Here is a 16,708-nt window from a genome sequence, read left to right as displayed (position 1 = left end):
TTGCCATTTCGAAATCGGTTTATCTGACGTGCTACAGGGACGTCAGCGGGCCGGCGGCGCGCACCCGCGCTCGTGCCTCGCACGCAACCCCACCGCCGGCCCGCATCCTTCTTCTGTCACTGTCCAGGCATAGGGCGAAGGACTTCCCGGGCTCATCATGGCCACCCACCCGTTGCCCCAGGCGGAGAGAATCAGGAACAGGATCAACGCGAGAAAACCCGGCAAGGTGTCGGGCGTAGGCGGTAGGAGGTGCAGGCGGGAACGCCCAGGATCGGGCGTGGAGCTGGTGCGGCGCTGGCGGGCGTTGAAGATCAACACCAAGGGCTTTGCCCTTGTCATCCCACTCTTGCCGCCGAGGGCTCGGGAGCGCGGGGTGGTGAAGCTACCCCACACTCCCGTGGTCAGGCTGATAGTCATGGTGGAGGGTCAAGGGTGCGCTTCGCCCGTGCTTCCGTTCGCCGGAACGGTGAAGCTGTTCCGACGAGCCGGGAGCGCGGCCCCTGACCCGGAACCATCGGGGGAATGGGTCAGGGTCATGCGGTCCAGTACGTTGCCGGAACCATGCCGGTCGCGGTGCCGCATCGCCCTGATAGAGCAGATATCGTCGAAGTAGAACTCGTTTGGGTTGCGCGTGCTGGAGCTGAGTTCGACACCCAGGAAGCACGGGGCGCCCTGCATATCCGGCGTCGGGATCAGCACGCCCACAATCTGGATGCATTGCCAGAAGGATTCCGGCTCAGCATCCCAGGCGGTTTCGACCAGTACGGTCTGGCCGACATAGCTAAGAGCGGTGGCAGAATCGAGCTGGATACGTGGCTTACGCATGGTGGCGTTCTCCTTCCTTGGTTTGGCCCTGGAGCAATTGCGGCAGCGGCAGGCGGTCCAGCACCTTGCCGACTGCATGACGGTCGCGAATGCTCTGGATGGTGTTGATGCTGTCGAAGTAGACCTCTAGCGGTAGGTCTTCGCCGCCATCGAACGGCATGATCAGGAAGTAGCCTTGTTCGAATACACCCGGCACCGGAAGCACCACGCCTACGATGTGGTAGCAGCGCCAAAGCATTTCGTTGTCGTCGTCCCAGCGCAGTTCCATAAGCACGGTCTGGCCGATGAAGCCGATAGCGGTGATGGGATCGAACACCAGCGCGGGCTTAGACATGGGCGTAGTCCCCTGCGCTGAATACGGTTTTGCCCTTCTCCAGATCGGCCCGGAGGCGGGCGAGGTTGACCATGCGGAAGTCGGCCAGCTTCATGCTGGGGATGGTCTGGCTGTCTACCCAGTTGATGACCTCTTCGACCGTCACGCCGCTTAGCTCGGCGAAGGTCTTCACGCTGCACAGGTCGAGGCTTTCGTTCGTGGCGGTCATTCGTCCCACTCCTGTTCCAACAACTTTTGAGTGAGCAGCGCGACGTTAACCATCACGTGGCGCCCGACCTTGCGGTGCGGGATGTAGCCGTTGCGCATCCAGCCGCGAACGGTGTCGTGGTCTTCACTCATGCGAATCCAGTTTGCGAACTCGCGCCACGGCATCATCGGCGGCGGGTTCACAAGGTCTTTCAGCGTCAGGGGGATTCCTTCCATCGGAGTGGCCTTTGTTGCACTATGTTGGTCTTTGTTGGCAAAGCTAAGCTTTGCGTAAAATTTACTCCTGCGTAATATTTACACGGCATCGCGTCTGCGTAAAGGTTACGCATAATGATTTGTGTCTATATGGACTCTGTTCGAGATAGAGCGCTTCAATTGATTAGGGCCGTAGGGCCGAAACGCCTAAGCGAAAAGGGCGGGAAGAATTACGACCGCTGGCGGAACATCAGCAGCGAGAAAATTCGTATCGGTACGGAGGAAATCGGCATCCTTGCAGAGGCCTTTCCTGAGTACGCGCTTTGGCTTGTGAGCGGCAGGGTTGAGCCCGAGGGCGGACACAGAAGCCCGGATTACGACGAGGCCAACCGAAACTTGACCGATCAAGACGCGGGATAGCGATCACCCAGGAAGTAGCTAGGCGCTGGTATGCCCGTAAGGAAGGGAGATTCAAGGATGAAGGCTGACAGAGAAGACGCACCGGAATGGCTGACCAGCAAACCGCGCAAAAGCGTCAACATGGCCGCAATAGTAGCTGGGGTGATAGGCATGGTCATCACCCTTGGCGCCCTAACACTGGGCGGCCAGGCGTTCATGAAGAACACCGTGAAGAACCTGGCTGCGAACAGTCAGCAGCCGAAGCCCAAGCCGGTTGCAGAAATCACCCGATCAGAGCCAACGCCCAGGAGCGACTGGGACAGGATCGTAGAAGAACAGGCAAGGCGAGACGCAATGTCTCAGCAGCAAACTGAGCAGCCCACTGGCTCAGATAACCCAGCAGTCAAACAAACCGTATTCAACGATCAGAACTACACCCCGAGAGGGGCTGACAACGTGCTCAGCCTTCACGATACTTATCAGCCCGCAGAACCGGAAAAACAGGCTGGAAAGGTACGTGTAACGGTTATCAAGGAAACCAAGGATCAAACGTGCTGGCCTCTGAAAGAAGGGAGCATTGAGCGACGTAACTGTAAGTCACATATTGGGCTTAATTACAGGGACTAACGTTTGGTTAAGGGGCGGGCTTTAGCCCCGTCCCAGTGAACGAAGTGAGCGGTTTGAACCACTTGCTAGGCTTACCTATCACGTTTAATGAAATCGTTAAATTGTTTTTCATTTAACTTACTTAGAACATCCAGCAGCTCGACAGCTGTAAACTCTATTTCCTCTTTTTCATCAATGAAAAAATCAATATCAAGTTTAGATATCATGATCAAAAAATGCTCAACACAAGTTAAAAATAGCCAAAGCTTATCTTTAAACCATTCATCATATTCTTTTGTTGCTGTGATTGTTTCGTCAAAATAATAATTTATTTTAGGAGAAAACAAACACTCTCCTTCATCCGTTGTCTCACCTTTGCTCGCTTGCGCATAAAATTTAATGCCCGCTGGGTTAGGATGTAAAAGCAAGCTTAACTCATCATATACTGCCTTATACGGAATATAAGATTCATCTAACTTGCTCACTAAAGTGTTTATGTTGATAACTGTTTTTAAATCCTTTGCCTTTGATCTATCTTCATTGAGGGTTAAGTGTTCCTTTGCGTATGCCTTATCTAAAAGAAATTTATTAAGCAAGGCATTTAACTCAACCTGTGATCTAACAGCCTGAATAAAAACAGTTAAGTTATATGGTTTCAAGCCCAGCAAAATAGCTCGTAAGTTTTCGTTTACTTTTGAAAAGAGAAAGTTATAAACAATTTGCGATGTTTTTTTATATCGCGAACCCTGAATTACTCGAAGATAATGAAGAGCATGAATTTCTTTAAAGTAATAACTAAAGTAATTCTTTTGATTTCTATCTAACGACTTCGAATTTACCAGCTTTCGCCACTTCCTAAAGTAGATCATCCGAATGGTAAATTTTTCTGCTTTACTTAATTTATCAAAACAATGATAAGGGTATTTTTGAGGATCATATTTTTTATCATCCATTAACTCTAAGCCTCATCAATGTAAGCCTAACAGTGATTAGATAGTATTACGTACTAATACATTAGCTAGGAAAGCGGTATAACTCCGGGAAAAGGCAGCGCCAAAATCAGAAAAAAGAGCTGTCTTTCAATGGCTTGGAAAACGCAGCACAGATAAAGACGTATTCGCTTGACCTCAACATTCCACGATTTCATTACTACTGGATAGGTATACACAAAGGCACAGGGAAGGTGCAAGGTAGGCGAGGAAAACGTGTCGAAAAAGTGTCGAAATCAATGGGCGGCAGAGTGCTGCAATGGGCAGATGGCATCTGGCGAAAGCCCCGATTTTGCTGGCTTTGGGCAACGATGGGCAGCAACGGGCACACGCCAAAACGGGTTCAAATCCCCATCTTTCCCGCCACATCAAAAGCCCCGAATCGTAATAAGGTTCGGGGCTTTTTCGTGTCTGGGAATCAGCAGCTTTTGTTCCGGTGCTTTCCCGTATCAGGTCTTAATCCAAATCAGCAGGTTGATGCCGTTCGGGCACTTGCTCTGATTGGTCGCCCCATGTGCGATTGACGCGGCGGCCGCGTTGTACGGCTTCGCGTTTGGCGATCTCTTCGGCCCAGCGCAGTACGTGCGGGTATTCATGAACGGCGAGGAACTCCGCTGCCGAGTAGACGTTGTTCCTGACCACTTCACCGTACCAGGGCCATACGGCGATATCGGCGATGGTGTAGGTGTCACCGGCCAGGTAGCGGTTATTGGCGAGGCGCTGGTTAAGCACGTCGAGCTGGCGCTTGGCTTCCATGGTGAAGCGGTTGATGGCGTATTCGAACTTCTCCGGGGCATAGACGTAAAAGTGCCCGAAGCCGCCGCCCAGGTAGGGCGCCGAGCCCATTTGCCAGAACAGCCAGTTGAGGGTTTCGGTGCGGCCTGCCGGATCCTTTGGCAGGAAGGCGCCGAATTTCTCCGCTAGGTAGAGCAGGATCGAGCCGGATTCGAACACGCGGATGGGGGTAGCCGTGCTGCGGTCGAGCAGGGCGGGGATCTTCGAGTTCGGATTGACCCCGACGAAGCCGCTGGAGAACTGGTCGCCCTCGCCAATGCGGATAAGCCAGGCATCGTATTCGGCGCCGCTGTGTCCCAGCGCGAGCAGCTCTTCCAGCAGTATGGTCACCTTCACGCCGTTGGGGGTGGCCAGGGAGTAGAGCTGCAGCGGGTGCTTGCCGACCGGCAATTCCTTCTCGTGGGTGGCGCCTGCGACAGGGCGGTTGATCTTGGAGAACTGGCCGCCGGACGCTTCCAGATGTTGCCAGACCTTCGGCGGTACGTAGGTGGATTGGGTCATCGCTGCCTCGCTTTGTCGACGTGTGAAGGGTGCTGTCGCAGCCAAGACTATCTGGATTGCGCCCGACATTTGAATGCTGTCGGTGCATTTGAATTATCGGCCTGGGTGATAGCGCTGGTCGGCATAGATATCAGCAGGCGTTGGCAATCGCTGCTAGGCAGGAAAACGGCCGCGCGTTCGACCTGATCGGCTTCGGATACCTGTATGCGCAGCTGCTGCAGGAGTTTTGTGTTGCGCAGAGCAGTTTCAAGCTTCTCTCGACAGGCTTCGCCCCAAAGACATTGGCACAATGCCACCGTCTGGACTACTCTCTGGTCACCGGGCTAACGAAGTGGCCTACAGGCAGGACGCCGACCCCACACACTTCGTTAGCTCGGTGTTTATTGCTTGCGCTGGCCGATGTGAGGCAAGCGGAAAAACAAAGCCCTCCGAGAGAGGGCTTTGTCGTTTCTGCGATGCGCATCGTGTTGATAAAGCATCCCTGCTGCTTTTCCATTCCCGCCCTTAACCTTCATTGCTGATTAGCCTAGGCGATATCTGGCGTTTTGCCATATCGCCCGCTCGCATCAGTCGGTGCGTTGAAGGTGCGACTTTCCCTCGCCACGGGCAATGAGATGCTCGGGCAGGTCGAGCAGGTCGGTGTCGTAGCTCTCCAGCGGTGGCGGGCGGCGTTCGAAGCGGGCGCCCAGCACCAGCAGGCAGGGCGTGAGCAGCAGGGTCAGCACCGTGGCAAAGGCCAGGCCGCCGGCGATGGCGCTCGACAGTTGCGTCCACCATTGAGTCGAGGGGGCACCAAAGCCAAGGCTTGGGGTTACCAGGTCGACGTTGATGCTGAGTACCATCGGCATCAGGCCGAGGATGGTGGTCACCGCGGTGAGCAGCACCGGGCGCAGGCGCAGGCAGCCGGTTTCCAGCGCCGCTTCGCGCGGCTGCAGGCCCTGAAGGCGTAGCTGGTTGTAAGTGTCGATTAGGATGATGTTGTTGTTCACCACGATGCCGGCCAGGGCGATCAGGCCCATGCCAACCATGACGATGCCGAACGACTGGCCGTTGACCAGCAGCCCCATCAGCACGCCGGCGGTGGACAGGACGATGGCCGACAGTACCAGTGCCGCCTGGTAGAGACTGTTGAACTGGGTCACCAGGATGATCGCCATGAGGAAGATGGCGACGACGAAGGCGGTCATCAGGAAGGTGGCGGCCTCACGCTGGTCGGCATCTTCACCGGCAAATTGCACCTTGACCTCGGCCGGTACATCGCCGAGTGCTCCGCGCAGCGCCCTGAGACGTTCGTCGAGGCGGGCGCCTTCAGCCAGATCGGCCTGCAGGGTGATGGTGCGGTCGCCGTCGACGCGGCGCAGGGTACCGACCTTGGGTGCCGGCTGCAGGTCGACGAAGTTGCTCAGCGGCACCTGGCCGGAAGGCGTGTTGAGCGTCAGGCGGCCGAGTTGGTCGAGCGAACGCCAGTTGCCGGGCAGGCGCACGCGGATGTCGACCTCATCGGTGGCATCCTCGGGCCGGTAGGTGGCCAGCTTCAGGCCGTTGGTGATCATCTGCACCGCGTTGCCGACGCTGAGCACATCGGCGCCGAAGCGCGCGGCGGCCTCGCGATCGACCTTGATGCGCCACTCGATGCCGGGCAGGGCGCGGTCGTCCTCGATATCGACGAAACCGCCGAGACGCTGCATTTCGCCGCGGATGCGTTCGACCCATTGCTCGCCCAGCGCCGGGTCCAGCGAGCTGATCTGCAGCTTCACCGGCTTGCCCTCCGTGGGCCCCTGTTCCTGCTTGCGAAATTCCAGAATGACGCCGGGAATGCCTGCGGTGCGCTGGCTCATTTCGGCGAGAATCTCCTTGGCTGGCCGGCGCTGGTGCCAGTCGACGAACTGGAACTGCAGGGTGCCGATCACGTCGGCGCCGAGCTGGCCCTGCTGGCCTTCCGGCTGGGCCAGAGAGCGTGCATACAGCGCCTTGACTTCACGCATGCCGATCACCTGTTTTTCCACCTGCTGGAGCAGAGCGTCCTTCTCCTGCACCGACAGATCACCGCGGGCGCGCAGCCAGATCTGCGCGCTTTCCGGCTCGACGTCGGGGAAGAATTCCACGCCATGGTTGAAGCGCCCGTAACCGACGTAGATCAGGGCGATCAGCGCCAGCATGCCGAGTAGGGTCAGGCCTGGGCGCTTGAGCAGCGTCGCAAGCAGGTTACGGTAGGCGTTGCCGGCGCGGTTGGCGGCGGGAGCTTGTGGACGTGCCTGGCCGCCGGTGACGGCGCCGAGCACGGGCAGGAACACCAGCGCCATGGCCAGCGATGCCAGCAGGCAGAGAATTACCGTCGCCGGCAGATACTTCATGAATTGGCCGACCACGCCGGGCCAGAACAGCAGTGGCAGGAACACCACGAGGGTGGTGGCGGTGGAGGCGATCACCGGCCAGGCCATCCGTGTGGCCGCGTTGGCCCAGGCCTGGCGTGGCGTCTGGCCCTGTTGCAGATAGCGGTCGGCCAGCTCGGAGACGACGATGGCGCCATCCACCAGCATGCCCGCCACCAGAATCAGGCTGAACAGCACGACGATATTGAGGGTGAAGCCGAGCATCCAGATCAGCAGGATGCCGCTGAGGAAGGCGCCGGGAATGGTCAGGCCGACCAGCAGCGCCGAGCGCATACCCATGCTTGCCACGACCAGAATCAGCACCAGAACGATGGCGGTCAGCACGTTGTTGAGGAGGTCGCCGAGCATGCTCTGCACCTCCTGCGACTGGTCCATGATGTAGCTGACTTCCACGCCCGGCGGCAGCAGGGGTTTGGCCTGTTCCATCAGCGCCTTGACCTGGTCGATGGTCTCGATGATGTTGGCGCCGCTGCGCTTGGCCACTTCTAGCACGATGGCCGGCTGGCCGTTGATGCGGGCGAAGCCAGTAGGGTCCTTGAAGGTGCGGCGGATGGTGGCGACGTCGGCGAAGGTGACCACGCTGGTGCCGACCACCTTGATCGGCATGCGCATCACGTCTTCGAGGTCTTCGATGACGCCGGGCACCTTCATGCTCATACGCCCGGCGCCGGTATCCAGGCTGCCAGCGGCGACCAAGCGGTTGTTGCGGCTGACCAGATTGAACAGCTCGTTGTAGTCGATGCCGTAGCTGTCCAGCACTTGCGGGTCGACGACGATTTCCAGCAGGTCTTCGCGGTCGCCACCGATTTCCACCGACAGCACCTCGGCGATGCCCTCAATGTTCTCCTTCAGGCGCCGGGCGATGTACACCAGTTCGGTTTCGGCAATCGGCCCGGACAAGCCCACCGACAGCACCGGGAACAGCGCCACGTTGACCTCGGTGACGGTCGGCTCGTCGGCCTCCTCGGGCAGCTTGCTGCGCGCGGTGTCGACCTTCTCGCGGACGTCGGCCAGCGCCACCTTGGCGTCGAAGCCGGCATCGAACTCCAGGATCACCGAGGCGTGACCCTCGCTGGACATCGAGCGCATTTCCTTGACCCCTTCCAGGCTGCGCAGCTCCTGCTCCAGTGGGCGCACCAGCAGGCGCTCGCCATCTTCCGGGCTGATGCCTTCGAGGGTCACCGAGACGTAGATCATCGGGATGGTGACGTCGGGATTGGATTCCTTGGGCATGGCGACGTAGGCCACCAGCCCGCCGCAGAGCAGGAACAATAGGATCAGGATGGTGGTGCGGCTGCGGTCGAGCGCGGCGGCGATCAGTGCGTGCATTTCAACTGCCCTCTGCCGCGAGTTGCGCATTCACCTGCTGGCCGGGCTGGACGAAGCCCTGGCCAAGGGTGATCAACGCCACCTTGGACGGCAGGCCGCTGACCCAGGCGCCCTGGTTGTCGACGCTGATCAGCTCGACTGGGGTGAACTCCACGCGCTGCGCATCGTTGACCCACTTGACTCCGTGGCGGCCGTTTTCGTCCAGGCTAAGCAGGGCAGGGGAGAGACGATGAGCCATGGCTTCGCCGGTCTGGATATGCAGGGTGGCGCTGGCACCGGCCAGGCGCAGGCCGTCCGGGTTGTCCACTTTGACCTCGATGCGGAAGCTGCGCGAGCCCGGGTCGGCGGCGGCAGCGATGAAGTGCAGTTCGCCCTGCAGCGTGCGGCCGTCAAGCAGCTCCGCTTTCACCGGCTGGCCCAGTTCGAGCTGGGTCACCTGCTGCTGGGCGATCTGCGCGCTGACCTTGAGGCGGTCGATGTCCACCAGGGTCAGCAGGCTCTGGCCGGGTTGAACGAAGTCGCCCAGCTCGACCATGCGCTGGTCGTAGATGCCGGCGAACGGTGCCCTGATCTTGGTGTTGCGTTGCTGCAGGCGGGCGCTGTCGAGTTCGGCGCGGGCCTTGGCCAGCTCGCTCTCCAGGCGCATCAGTTCGTTGGCCGAAACCAGGCTGCGCTCACGCAGGCGTTTGGCCGCGGTGACGTCGCTTTGCCGCTGACGAACATCGGCCTCGCTGCGCGCGACCTGGGCCGGGCGGTCATCCGGCGAGAGGCTGAGCAGCACCTGGTCGGCGGCGACGCGGTTGCCCTTGTCCTGATCCAGATTCTGCACGCTGCCGCTGACCTGGGCGCGCAGTTCCACGCGGCGCCAGGCCTCGATCTGCCCCTGCACCACATGCTGGCGCTGCATGGGCTGAGCTGTCAGCCATGTCACTTCTACACGGGCCGGTTCGGCGCTCGTGGCCGGTTTATCGGGTTCGGCCTCTACCTTGTCGCGTGCGACGAAGCGGTCGCCGCTGAGCAGCCAGAGCAGCAGCACGATGGCGATAATGACGGCGATGATCCAGGGACGTTTGCTGAGTTGCGCGAACATGGCGATGGCTTACTCGTTGGTGGCGGGCGCTGCCAGCAGCGCGGCAGCCTGGCCCTGCAGGCCGGCGATGATGAAGTCGGTAACGCGGTCGAAGTACGCGCCCAGTTCGATGTATTCGGCCCAGTGCGCGAAACCGCCGGAGGCGATGCGCGTCATGACGCCGTTGACGCAGGCCTCCACGCCCCACAAAAGGTGTTGGCAGTGCGCGGGGGAGAGCTGCAGGTCGCTGAAGCTGTCTTGCAGAAGGCCGCTGAACAGCTTCATGTAATGGCCTTCCAACTCGACGAACTGGGCGCGGTAGGGCGCCTCCAGGCGCTCCTGAAAGGCCGGGCGGTCACACAGCAGGCAAAGCTGCGCCTGCAGTGGGTCGGCCTGCAGCAATTCGAAGGCGCGGCGAATGACCCGGCGCATGGCAGTTTCCGTGGGCGCGTTGCGGGCGATGTCCTGCAGCTCGGCCAGGTGCTGGCGCGAGCAATCCAGCACCAGGCGCGCATAGAGCGCTTCCTTGCTGGAGAAGTGCTTGTAAACGGTGCCTTTACCGATGCCGGCATGGCGCGCCACCTCGGCAATGGTGACGCGATCCCAGGAGTGATTCTGGAACAGCTGGCGGGCGGCTTCGAGCAGAGCGCTTTCGCGTTGCTGGAAGAGTTGATCCTGGTAGCGCATGGGCTTTCCACCAAAGATTGTGACCGGTGGTCATGATATGACTGTTGGTCACGATGCGGCAAGGTGGGAGTTGTAACAAGGAAATTGGTGAGTGGCCGTTCACTGCCTCATTCGCCGCGAGGCGCGGCTCCTACAGGGGATATTTGAGTGTAGGAGCCCCGCCCCGGGGCGAAGCCTCTAACCCACCAGGCGATGAAACGCGTTGCGCCGATGGCGGGTACGCCGCAGCAGACATTGCAGGGTTGATTGCGGAAAGGGGCAGGCGGCTAACCCGCCCTACGACTGTCGCTCGATCCTTGCCCCGTGAGGCGACACCTAGCGCGCCACGCTGACACCCTCAAGGCTGGCGAAGGAGGTGTCCTTGGCCGTCAGCAGGAAGTCGCGCATGAAGGGCGCGTCGAGCATGTCGCTGCGGATCGCCGCGTACAGCGTGCAGTACAGGCCTTTTTCGCCCAGACGCTTGGCGCTGACGTAGCCCCGCGAGCTGTATTCGTGCAGCGCCCAGTTGGGTAGGCCACAGACGCCACGGCCGCTGGCCACCAGTTGCATCATCATTACCGTCAGCTCGGAGGTACGAACCTGCGCCGGCTCGACGTCGGCTGGTTCGAGAAAGCGGGTGAAGATGTCCAGGCGGTCGCGCTCGATGGGGTAGGTGATCAGGGTTTCACTGGCCAGGTCCTCGGGCTGGATGAAGGCCCTGGAGGCCAGGCGATGCTGATTGGCGACCGCCAGCTGGGCTTCGTAGGTGAACAGCGGCACGTATGTGATGCCCGCCAGCTCGATCGGATCTGAGGTCACCACCAGATCCAGGTCGCCACGGGCCAGTGCCGGCAGCGGGGCGAAGGAGAAACCCGAGGCCAGGTCCAGCTCCACTTCCGGCCAGGCATCGCGGAACTGGTCGATGGTCGGCATCAGCCACTGGAAGCAGCTGTGGCATTCGATGGCCATATGCAGGCGGCCGGCAGTGCCGCCGGCCAGGCGCGCCAGGTCGCGTTCGGCGCCGCGCAGCAGGGGCAGGGTAGCGTCGGCCAGCTGCAGCAGGCGCAGGCCGGCACTGGTGAAGCGCACCGGCTTGGTCTTGCGCACGAACAACTGCAGGCCAAGGCGCTCCTCCAGTTCCTTGAACTGATGAGACAGGGCCGACTGGGTCAGGTGCAAGCGCTCGGCTGCCTCTACCAGGCTGTCGGTTTCGCGCAGGGCGTGCAGGGTCTTCAAGTGGCGTAGCTCGAGCATGGCGGTCTCTGCGAAGGTTTCACTCATCCAGTTTCAGAGCTGGATGAATATGCTTCATACAGCCTACATGAGTAAATCTATAGATCAAGGCGAAAATCTTGAGTTTGTCTCACTCATGGCCGATGCCGAGAATGGCGCCATCTCGATTTATTGTGGAGCGTCAAGTCATGGCCCTGTCTCATTCCCTCGGTTTCCCGCGCATCGGTCGTGACCGTGAACTGAAAAAAGCTCTCGAAGCGCACTGGCAAGGCGAGCTGGATGAAGCCGGGCTGCGTGCGGTCGGTCAGCGCCTGCGCGCCGAGCACTGGCAGTTGCAAAAGGACGCCGGCATCGACCTGTTGCCGGTGGGCGACTTTGCCTGGTACGACCAGGTGCTCGGTCATTCGCTGGCTTTCGGCGTGATTCCCGAGCGCTTCCGTCCGGCGGACGGCAAGCCGACACTGGAGACGCTGTTCGCCATGGCCCGCGGCGTCACAAACAGCTGCTGCGGCGGCGCTCATGCGCAGGAGCTGACCAAGTGGTTCGACACCAACTACCACTACCTAGTACCGGAATTCAGCGCTGACCAGCAGTTCGCCCTGAGCTGGGAGCAGTTGTTCGAAGAAGTAGAGGAGGCGCACGCCCTTGACCATCAGGTCAAACCGATACTGATCGGCCCGCTGACCTATCTGTGGCTGGGCAAGGCCAAAGGCGCTGATTTCGACAGGCTGGAGCTGCTCGAGCGGCTGCTGCCGGTGTATGGCGAAATTCTCCAGCGCCTGGCTGCGCAAGGCGTGGAGTGGGTGCAGATCGACGAGCCGATCCTGGTGCTGGATCTGCCGCAGGACTGGAAGAACGCCTTCGAGCGTGCCTACAACCTGATCCAGCGCGAACCCTGCAAGAAGCTGATCGCCACCTATTTCGGTGGCCTGGAAGACAACCTCGGCCTGGCTGCCAATCTGCCGGTGGATGGCCTGCATATCGACCTGGTGCGGGCGCCAGAGCAGTACCCGACCATTCTCGATCGCCTGCCGGCCTACAAGGTGCTGTCGCTGGGCGTAGTCAACGGCCGCAATGTCTGGCGCTGCGATCTGGACAAGGCCCTGGAGGTGCTGCGTCACGCTCACGAACGCCTGGGCGAGCGCTTGTGGGTGGCGCCGTCCTGCTCGCTGCTGCACAGCCCGGTGGACCTGGCGCGCGAGGATCAACTCGACGCCGAACTGAAGGGCTGGCTCGCCTTCGCCGTACAGAAATGCGCGGAGGTTGCCGTGCTCGGCAGGGCACTGGAGGCGCCGGATGATGCCTCTGTACAGGCTGCACTGGAGGCCAGCCGTGCGGTACAGGCTGCTCGCGCTGCATCGACGCGCATTCACAAGCCTGAGGTGCAGGCGCGTCTGGCGGCGACTCGCCCGCGTCATGCCCAGCGTCAGTCGCCATTCGCCGAGCGTATCGGCAAACAGCGCGAGCGCCTGCAGTTGCCGGTGCTGCCGACTACCAGCATCGGCTCCTTCCCGCAGACTTCGGCCATCCGCCTGGCACGCCAGGCGTTCAGGCAGGGCAAACTCGGCGCTGCCGATTACCTTGAGGCCATGCACGGCGAAATACGTGAAGCCGTACGGACGCAGGAACGCCTTGGCCTGGATGTGCTGGTGCATGGTGAGGCCGAGCGCAATGACATGGTCGAGTACTTCGCCGAGCAACTCGACGGTTACGCCTTCACCCGCTTCGGCTGGGTGCAGAGCTATGGCTCGCGTTGCGTCAAACCGGCGGTGATCGTCGGCGACCTGAGTCGCCCACAGGCGATGACCGTGGAGTGGATCCGCTATGCCCAGAGCCTGACCGACAAGGTGGTGAAGGGTATGTTGACCGGCCCGGTGACCATGCTGATGTGGTCCTTCCCGCGCGAGGATGTGTCCCGCGAAGTGCAGGTGCGGCAGCTGGCGTTGGCGATTCGCGACGAGGTGGTGGATCTGGAGGCCGCGGGCATCAGAATCATCCAGATCGACGAAGCTGCGTTCCGCGAAGGCCTGCCGCTGCGCAAGGCCGCCTGGCAGCATTACCTGGACTGGGCCACCGAAGCCTTCCGCTTGACCGCCAGTGGCGTGCGTGACGAAACCCAGATCCACACCCACATGTGCTACAGCGAGTTCAACGACGTGATCGAGTCCATCGCGGCGATGGATGCCGACGTGATCACCATCGAGACGTCACGTTCGGACATGGAGTTGTTGGAGGCCTTCGAGCGCTTCGATTATCCCAACGAGATTGGCCCGGGCGTCTATGACATTCACTCGCCACGTGTGCCAGACAGCACTGAGATGCTCGGCCTGCTGCGCAAGGCGGCGCAGCGCATTCCACTGGAGCGGTTGTGGGTCAACCCCGATTGCGGCCTGAAAACCCGCGCCTGGCCGGAGACCGAGGCAGCACTGGTGAATATGGTCGCGGCGGCCAGGCAATTGCGTGCCGAGCTGGCCTGATGCTCCATATTGTCGCGGCTAAGGCCCCTCCCTCATAGCGAGGGGCTTCATGGCGCGACGCTCTGGCTGGCCGCTATCGTCACCTGACCGCCGACCGTTCGTCCTCCTTCATCAAACTGTCATGCTTGTGTGGCAGCGCCGTCGAACGACTTTCACCAGAATCGCGTTCCAGTGGGGTTCTGCGTTTCTGGTGTTTTCATGCGTGCATTCATTTTTGTGGTCGCGATGCTGTGCGGCCTGCCGTCTTTTGCGGCCAACCGTTGTGATATTTCCGAGCCAACCCGGTATGCCGACGTCGGCGACGTGCGCCTGGCCTACCAGAGTGTCGGTAGCGAGCGCGACCCGACGCTGCTGCTGGTCATGGGCCTGGGCGGACAGTTGATCCACTGGCCTGACGAGGTGGTCGAGCGCCTGTGTCAGCAGGGCTTTCGCGTCGTGCGTTTCGACAATCGCGATGTGGGGCTGAGCAGCTGGCGCAAGCCAGCACCGAGCATCAACCTGCCTTACGAAGTGCTGCGTTACCGCCTTGGGCTGTCGCTCGGCGCGCCTTATCACCTGCGTGACATGGCGGGAGATGCCCTGGCGTTGATGGACAGTCTCGGTGTCGATGCCTTCCACGTCCTGGGCGCGAGCATGGGCGGAATGATTGCCCAGCACCTGGCCGATCTGTCGCCGCAGCGCGTCCTCAGCCTGACGTTGGTGATGACCAGCTCGGGTGCGCAAGGCTTGCCGGCGCCCAGCGATGCCCTGGTGGCCCTGCTGGCGCGGCGCGAGGCGGGCAGTCGCGAGGCTGCTCTGCAGCAGCAGGCCGATCTGCTCGCAGCGCTCGGCAGCCCTTCGGTACATGATGATCGCGCCTTGCTGCTGCACCAGGCCGAGGTGGCCTATGACCGGTCGTTCAATCCCGAAGGCGTGCAACGTCAGTTGCTGGCGATTCTCGCCGAGTCGAGCCGGGTCGAGCTGCTCAATCGTCTGAAAGTGCCGACGCTGGTGGTGCATGGCACGGCCGACCCGCTGTTGCCGGTGATGCATGGCGTGCATGTGGCGGCGCATATCAAGGGCGCCGAACTCAAGCTGATTCCGGGGCTGGCGCATCGCTTTCAGGATGCCTTCAAGGAGCCGCTGCTGGCCGCGGTGCTGCCGCACCTTGCGGCGCATCGGGAAGATCTGGGGCTGGCACGTTTGTAGCGCGCGAGCGTTCAGAGCTCCTGATTGTGCTTGATCGCTTCGCGGCGCTGCAGGTTGTCGATGTGTTCGCTGCTGTGGCGCAGCAGCTTGTCGGCCATGGCCGTGCGCTCGATATAGCGCGTGATGCTTTGCTCGGCATCGTGGCGGGAGAGAAACGGACCTTCCAGCGTGCCTTCGCGGGTGGCAAAGAAATACTGGCCATTGACGGCGCTGACGCGAGAACTGCGGTAATGCGTGCCTGGGTGCGAGTCAGCGATACGTTGGCCGAACATGATGAAAGCTCCATCTGAGGGGCTGGATGATTCAAGCCTAATACAAGCGAAACGGTGCACCTGGCAAAACGACAAATGGTCGATTTTGGCCGCATTTTTTGTAGATTTAGCGATTTTTTTGGATATTTGACGCCAATCTGTCGGCAGGTGTGAATCTTGAGCAGTACAGTTGGGCTCGTCTGCCCGTTCGAACTGTTGCTGTGTCGATGACCTCACCTCTCCTAAAATGGTCGGCTGCGGACGACGTGCTCTGTCGACCGCTTGCCAGAGGTCACCATGCACATTTCCTCCGGCCGTTGGATGTACGGCCTGCTGCTCGCCCTGATCACTTCCGTGCTCTGGGGCATCCTGCCAATCAAGCTCAAAGAAGTTCTCCAAGTGATGGACCCGGTAACCGTCACCTGGTATCGCCTGGCCGTGGCGGGCTCCTTGTTGTTCGCCTATCTGGCGGCGACTCGGCGCTTACCGCGTTTTCGCCCGCTCGGGCGCAAGGGCTGCTGGCTGCTGGCGCTGGCCATCGGTGGGCTGACGTGCAACTACGTGCTGTATCTGGTCGGGCTCAATCTGCTGAGTCCAGGAACCACACAGCTGGTCATTCAGGTCGCACCGATTCTGTTGCTTATCAGCAGTCTGTTCGTCTTTCGCGAGCGTTTCAGTCTGGGCCAGGCGCTGGGCCTGATGGTGATGCTGCTGGGCTTCGGTCTGTTCTTCAATCAGCGCCTGGGTGAGCTGCTGACCTCGCTCACGACCTACACCACCGGCGTGTTGACCGTGCTGGCGGCGGCCTTCGTCTGGACTTTCTATGGCCTGGCGCAGAAGCAGCTGCTCACCTCGTGGAGCTCCGTGCAGGTGATGATGGTCATTTACCTGGCCTGCGCTCTGTTGCTGACGCCCTGGGCGCATCCCTTGCAAGTGCTGGAGCTGAGCCCGCTCCAGGGTTGGCTGCTGCTGGCCTGCTGCCTGAACACCCTGGTGGCCTACGGCGCTTTTGCCGAGGCCTTGGCGCACTGGGAAGCCTCCAGGGTCAGTGCGACCCTGGCGCTGACCCCGCTGGTGACGTTCGTTTCCGTAGCCCTGGCTTCGACCTGGTGGCCGGACCATGTGCTGCCCGAACAGGTCAACTGGATCGCCTATGCCGGTGCGGTGGTGGTCGTGCTCGGCTCGGCACTCACCGCGCTTGGCCCGTCGCTGATGGCGGCTCTGCGGGCGCGCAAGGCCAGGTTCTGAGGA

At 60.7% G+C, this 16,708-nt stretch carries 15 protein-coding genes; 4 read left to right on the top strand and 11 right to left on the bottom strand.

Going from position 1 to position 16,708, the window contains the following annotated elements; all coding sequences use genetic code 11:
- Positions 1 to 426 precede the first annotated feature (426 nt).
- The 4 genes from B3P22_RS07720 to B3P22_RS07705 are packed head-to-tail and all read right to left on the bottom strand — an operon-like array spanning position 427 to position 1,582.
- Positions 427 to 825 (bottom strand): hypothetical protein, encoded by a 399-nt coding sequence (locus tag B3P22_RS07720; protein ID WP_296270576.1) that lies wholly within the window; start codon positions 823 to 825, stop codon positions 427 to 429.
- A complete protein-coding gene (locus B3P22_RS07715; RefSeq protein ID WP_296270575.1) occupies positions 818 to 1,159 on the bottom strand; it encodes a hypothetical protein in 342 nt (113 codons plus the stop codon). Before B3P22_RS07715 ends, B3P22_RS07720 begins: the two co-directional genes overlap by 8 nt.
- Complete coding sequence (locus B3P22_RS07710) at positions 1,152 to 1,367, bottom strand: hypothetical protein (protein ID WP_220803498.1); 216 nt, start codon at positions 1,365 to 1,367, stop codon at positions 1,152 to 1,154. Before B3P22_RS07710 ends, B3P22_RS07715 begins: the two co-directional genes overlap by 8 nt.
- Positions 1,364 to 1,582, bottom strand: a complete 219-nt coding sequence (locus B3P22_RS07705; RefSeq protein WP_074937196.1) for a hypothetical protein — start codon at positions 1,580 to 1,582, stop codon at positions 1,364 to 1,366. The genes B3P22_RS07710 and B3P22_RS07705 overlap by 4 nt, the downstream gene beginning before the upstream one ends.
- Positions 1,583 to 2,038: 456 nt before the next feature.
- On the opposite strand from B3P22_RS07705, the gene B3P22_RS07700 reads away from it, so the two are divergent.
- On the top strand, positions 2,039 to 2,587 hold the full coding sequence (locus tag B3P22_RS07700; protein WP_296270574.1) for a hypothetical protein: 549 nt from the start codon (positions 2,039 to 2,041) through the stop codon (positions 2,585 to 2,587).
- Between the two features lie 71 nt (positions 2,588 to 2,658).
- Here the strand turns inward: B3P22_RS07700 and B3P22_RS07695 are convergent, their stop codons facing one another.
- The 6 genes from B3P22_RS07695 to metR all read right to left on the bottom strand — a co-directional run bounded on the left by B3P22_RS07695 (position 2,659) and on the right by metR (position 11,562).
- On the bottom strand, positions 2,659 to 3,519 hold the full coding sequence (locus B3P22_RS07695) for a hypothetical protein (RefSeq protein WP_296270573.1): 861 nt from the start codon (positions 3,517 to 3,519) through the stop codon (positions 2,659 to 2,661).
- 492 nt (positions 3,520 to 4,011) lie between these two features.
- Positions 4,012 to 4,851: a glutathione-dependent disulfide-bond oxidoreductase gene (gene yghU / locus B3P22_RS07690; RefSeq protein ID WP_296270572.1), complete on the bottom strand. Its 840-nt coding sequence runs from the start codon at positions 4,849 to 4,851 to the stop codon at positions 4,012 to 4,014.
- A gap of 566 nt (positions 4,852 to 5,417) precedes the next feature.
- The gene (locus B3P22_RS07685; protein WP_296270571.1) at positions 5,418 to 8,573 is read right to left on the bottom strand and encodes an efflux RND transporter permease subunit; all 3,156 of its coding nucleotides are present in this window, start codon (positions 8,571 to 8,573) and stop codon (positions 5,418 to 5,420) included.
- Between the two features lies 1 nt (position 8,574).
- Positions 8,575 to 9,663 carry an efflux RND transporter periplasmic adaptor subunit gene (locus tag B3P22_RS07680; protein WP_296270570.1) on the bottom strand — a complete coding sequence of 363 codons (1,089 nt, stop codon included), beginning with the start codon at positions 9,661 to 9,663 and terminating at the stop codon, positions 8,575 to 8,577.
- A gap of 9 nt (positions 9,664 to 9,672) precedes the next feature.
- Entirely contained in the window at positions 9,673 to 10,329 is a 657-nt protein-coding gene (locus B3P22_RS07675) for a TetR/AcrR family transcriptional regulator (protein WP_197856735.1), read from the bottom strand.
- Between the two features lie 315 nt (positions 10,330 to 10,644).
- On the bottom strand, positions 10,645 to 11,562 hold the full coding sequence (gene metR, locus B3P22_RS07670; protein WP_197856742.1) for a transcriptional regulator MetR: 918 nt from the start codon (positions 11,560 to 11,562) through the stop codon (positions 10,645 to 10,647).
- A gap of 167 nt (positions 11,563 to 11,729) precedes the next feature.
- Here metR and metE point away from each other — a divergent pair, with 167 nt between their 5' ends.
- Both metE and B3P22_RS07660 read left to right on the top strand, forming a co-directional pair.
- Positions 11,730 to 14,018 (top strand): 5-methyltetrahydropteroyltriglutamate--homocysteine S-methyltransferase, encoded by a 2,289-nt coding sequence (gene metE, locus B3P22_RS07665; protein WP_296270569.1) that lies wholly within the window; start codon positions 11,730 to 11,732, stop codon positions 14,016 to 14,018.
- Between the two features lie 198 nt (positions 14,019 to 14,216).
- On the top strand, positions 14,217 to 15,206 hold the full coding sequence (locus B3P22_RS07660; protein ID WP_296270568.1) for an alpha/beta fold hydrolase: 990 nt from the start codon (positions 14,217 to 14,219) through the stop codon (positions 15,204 to 15,206).
- An 11-nt stretch (positions 15,207 to 15,217) separates the two neighbouring features.
- On the opposite strand, the gene B3P22_RS07655 is transcribed toward B3P22_RS07660, so the two are convergent.
- The gene (locus B3P22_RS07655) at positions 15,218 to 15,478 is read right to left on the bottom strand and encodes a DUF6316 family protein (protein ID WP_296270567.1); all 261 of its coding nucleotides are present in this window, start codon (positions 15,476 to 15,478) and stop codon (positions 15,218 to 15,220) included.
- A 276-nt stretch (positions 15,479 to 15,754) separates the two neighbouring features.
- Here B3P22_RS07655 and B3P22_RS07650 point away from each other — a divergent pair, with 276 nt between their 5' ends.
- On the top strand, positions 15,755 to 16,705 hold the full coding sequence (locus B3P22_RS07650) for a DMT family transporter (protein WP_296270566.1): 951 nt from the start codon (positions 15,755 to 15,757) through the stop codon (positions 16,703 to 16,705).
- The last annotated feature ends 3 nt before the right edge of the window (positions 16,706 to 16,708 follow it).

The sequence above is a fragment of the Pseudomonas sp. UBA6323 genome, assembly GCF_002439135.1.
GTDB lineage: Bacteria > Pseudomonadota > Gammaproteobacteria > Pseudomonadales > Pseudomonadaceae > Aquipseudomonas.
The sequence above is the reverse complement of the archived record's forward strand: the minus strand, read 5'-3'. Positions and strand labels throughout refer to the sequence as shown.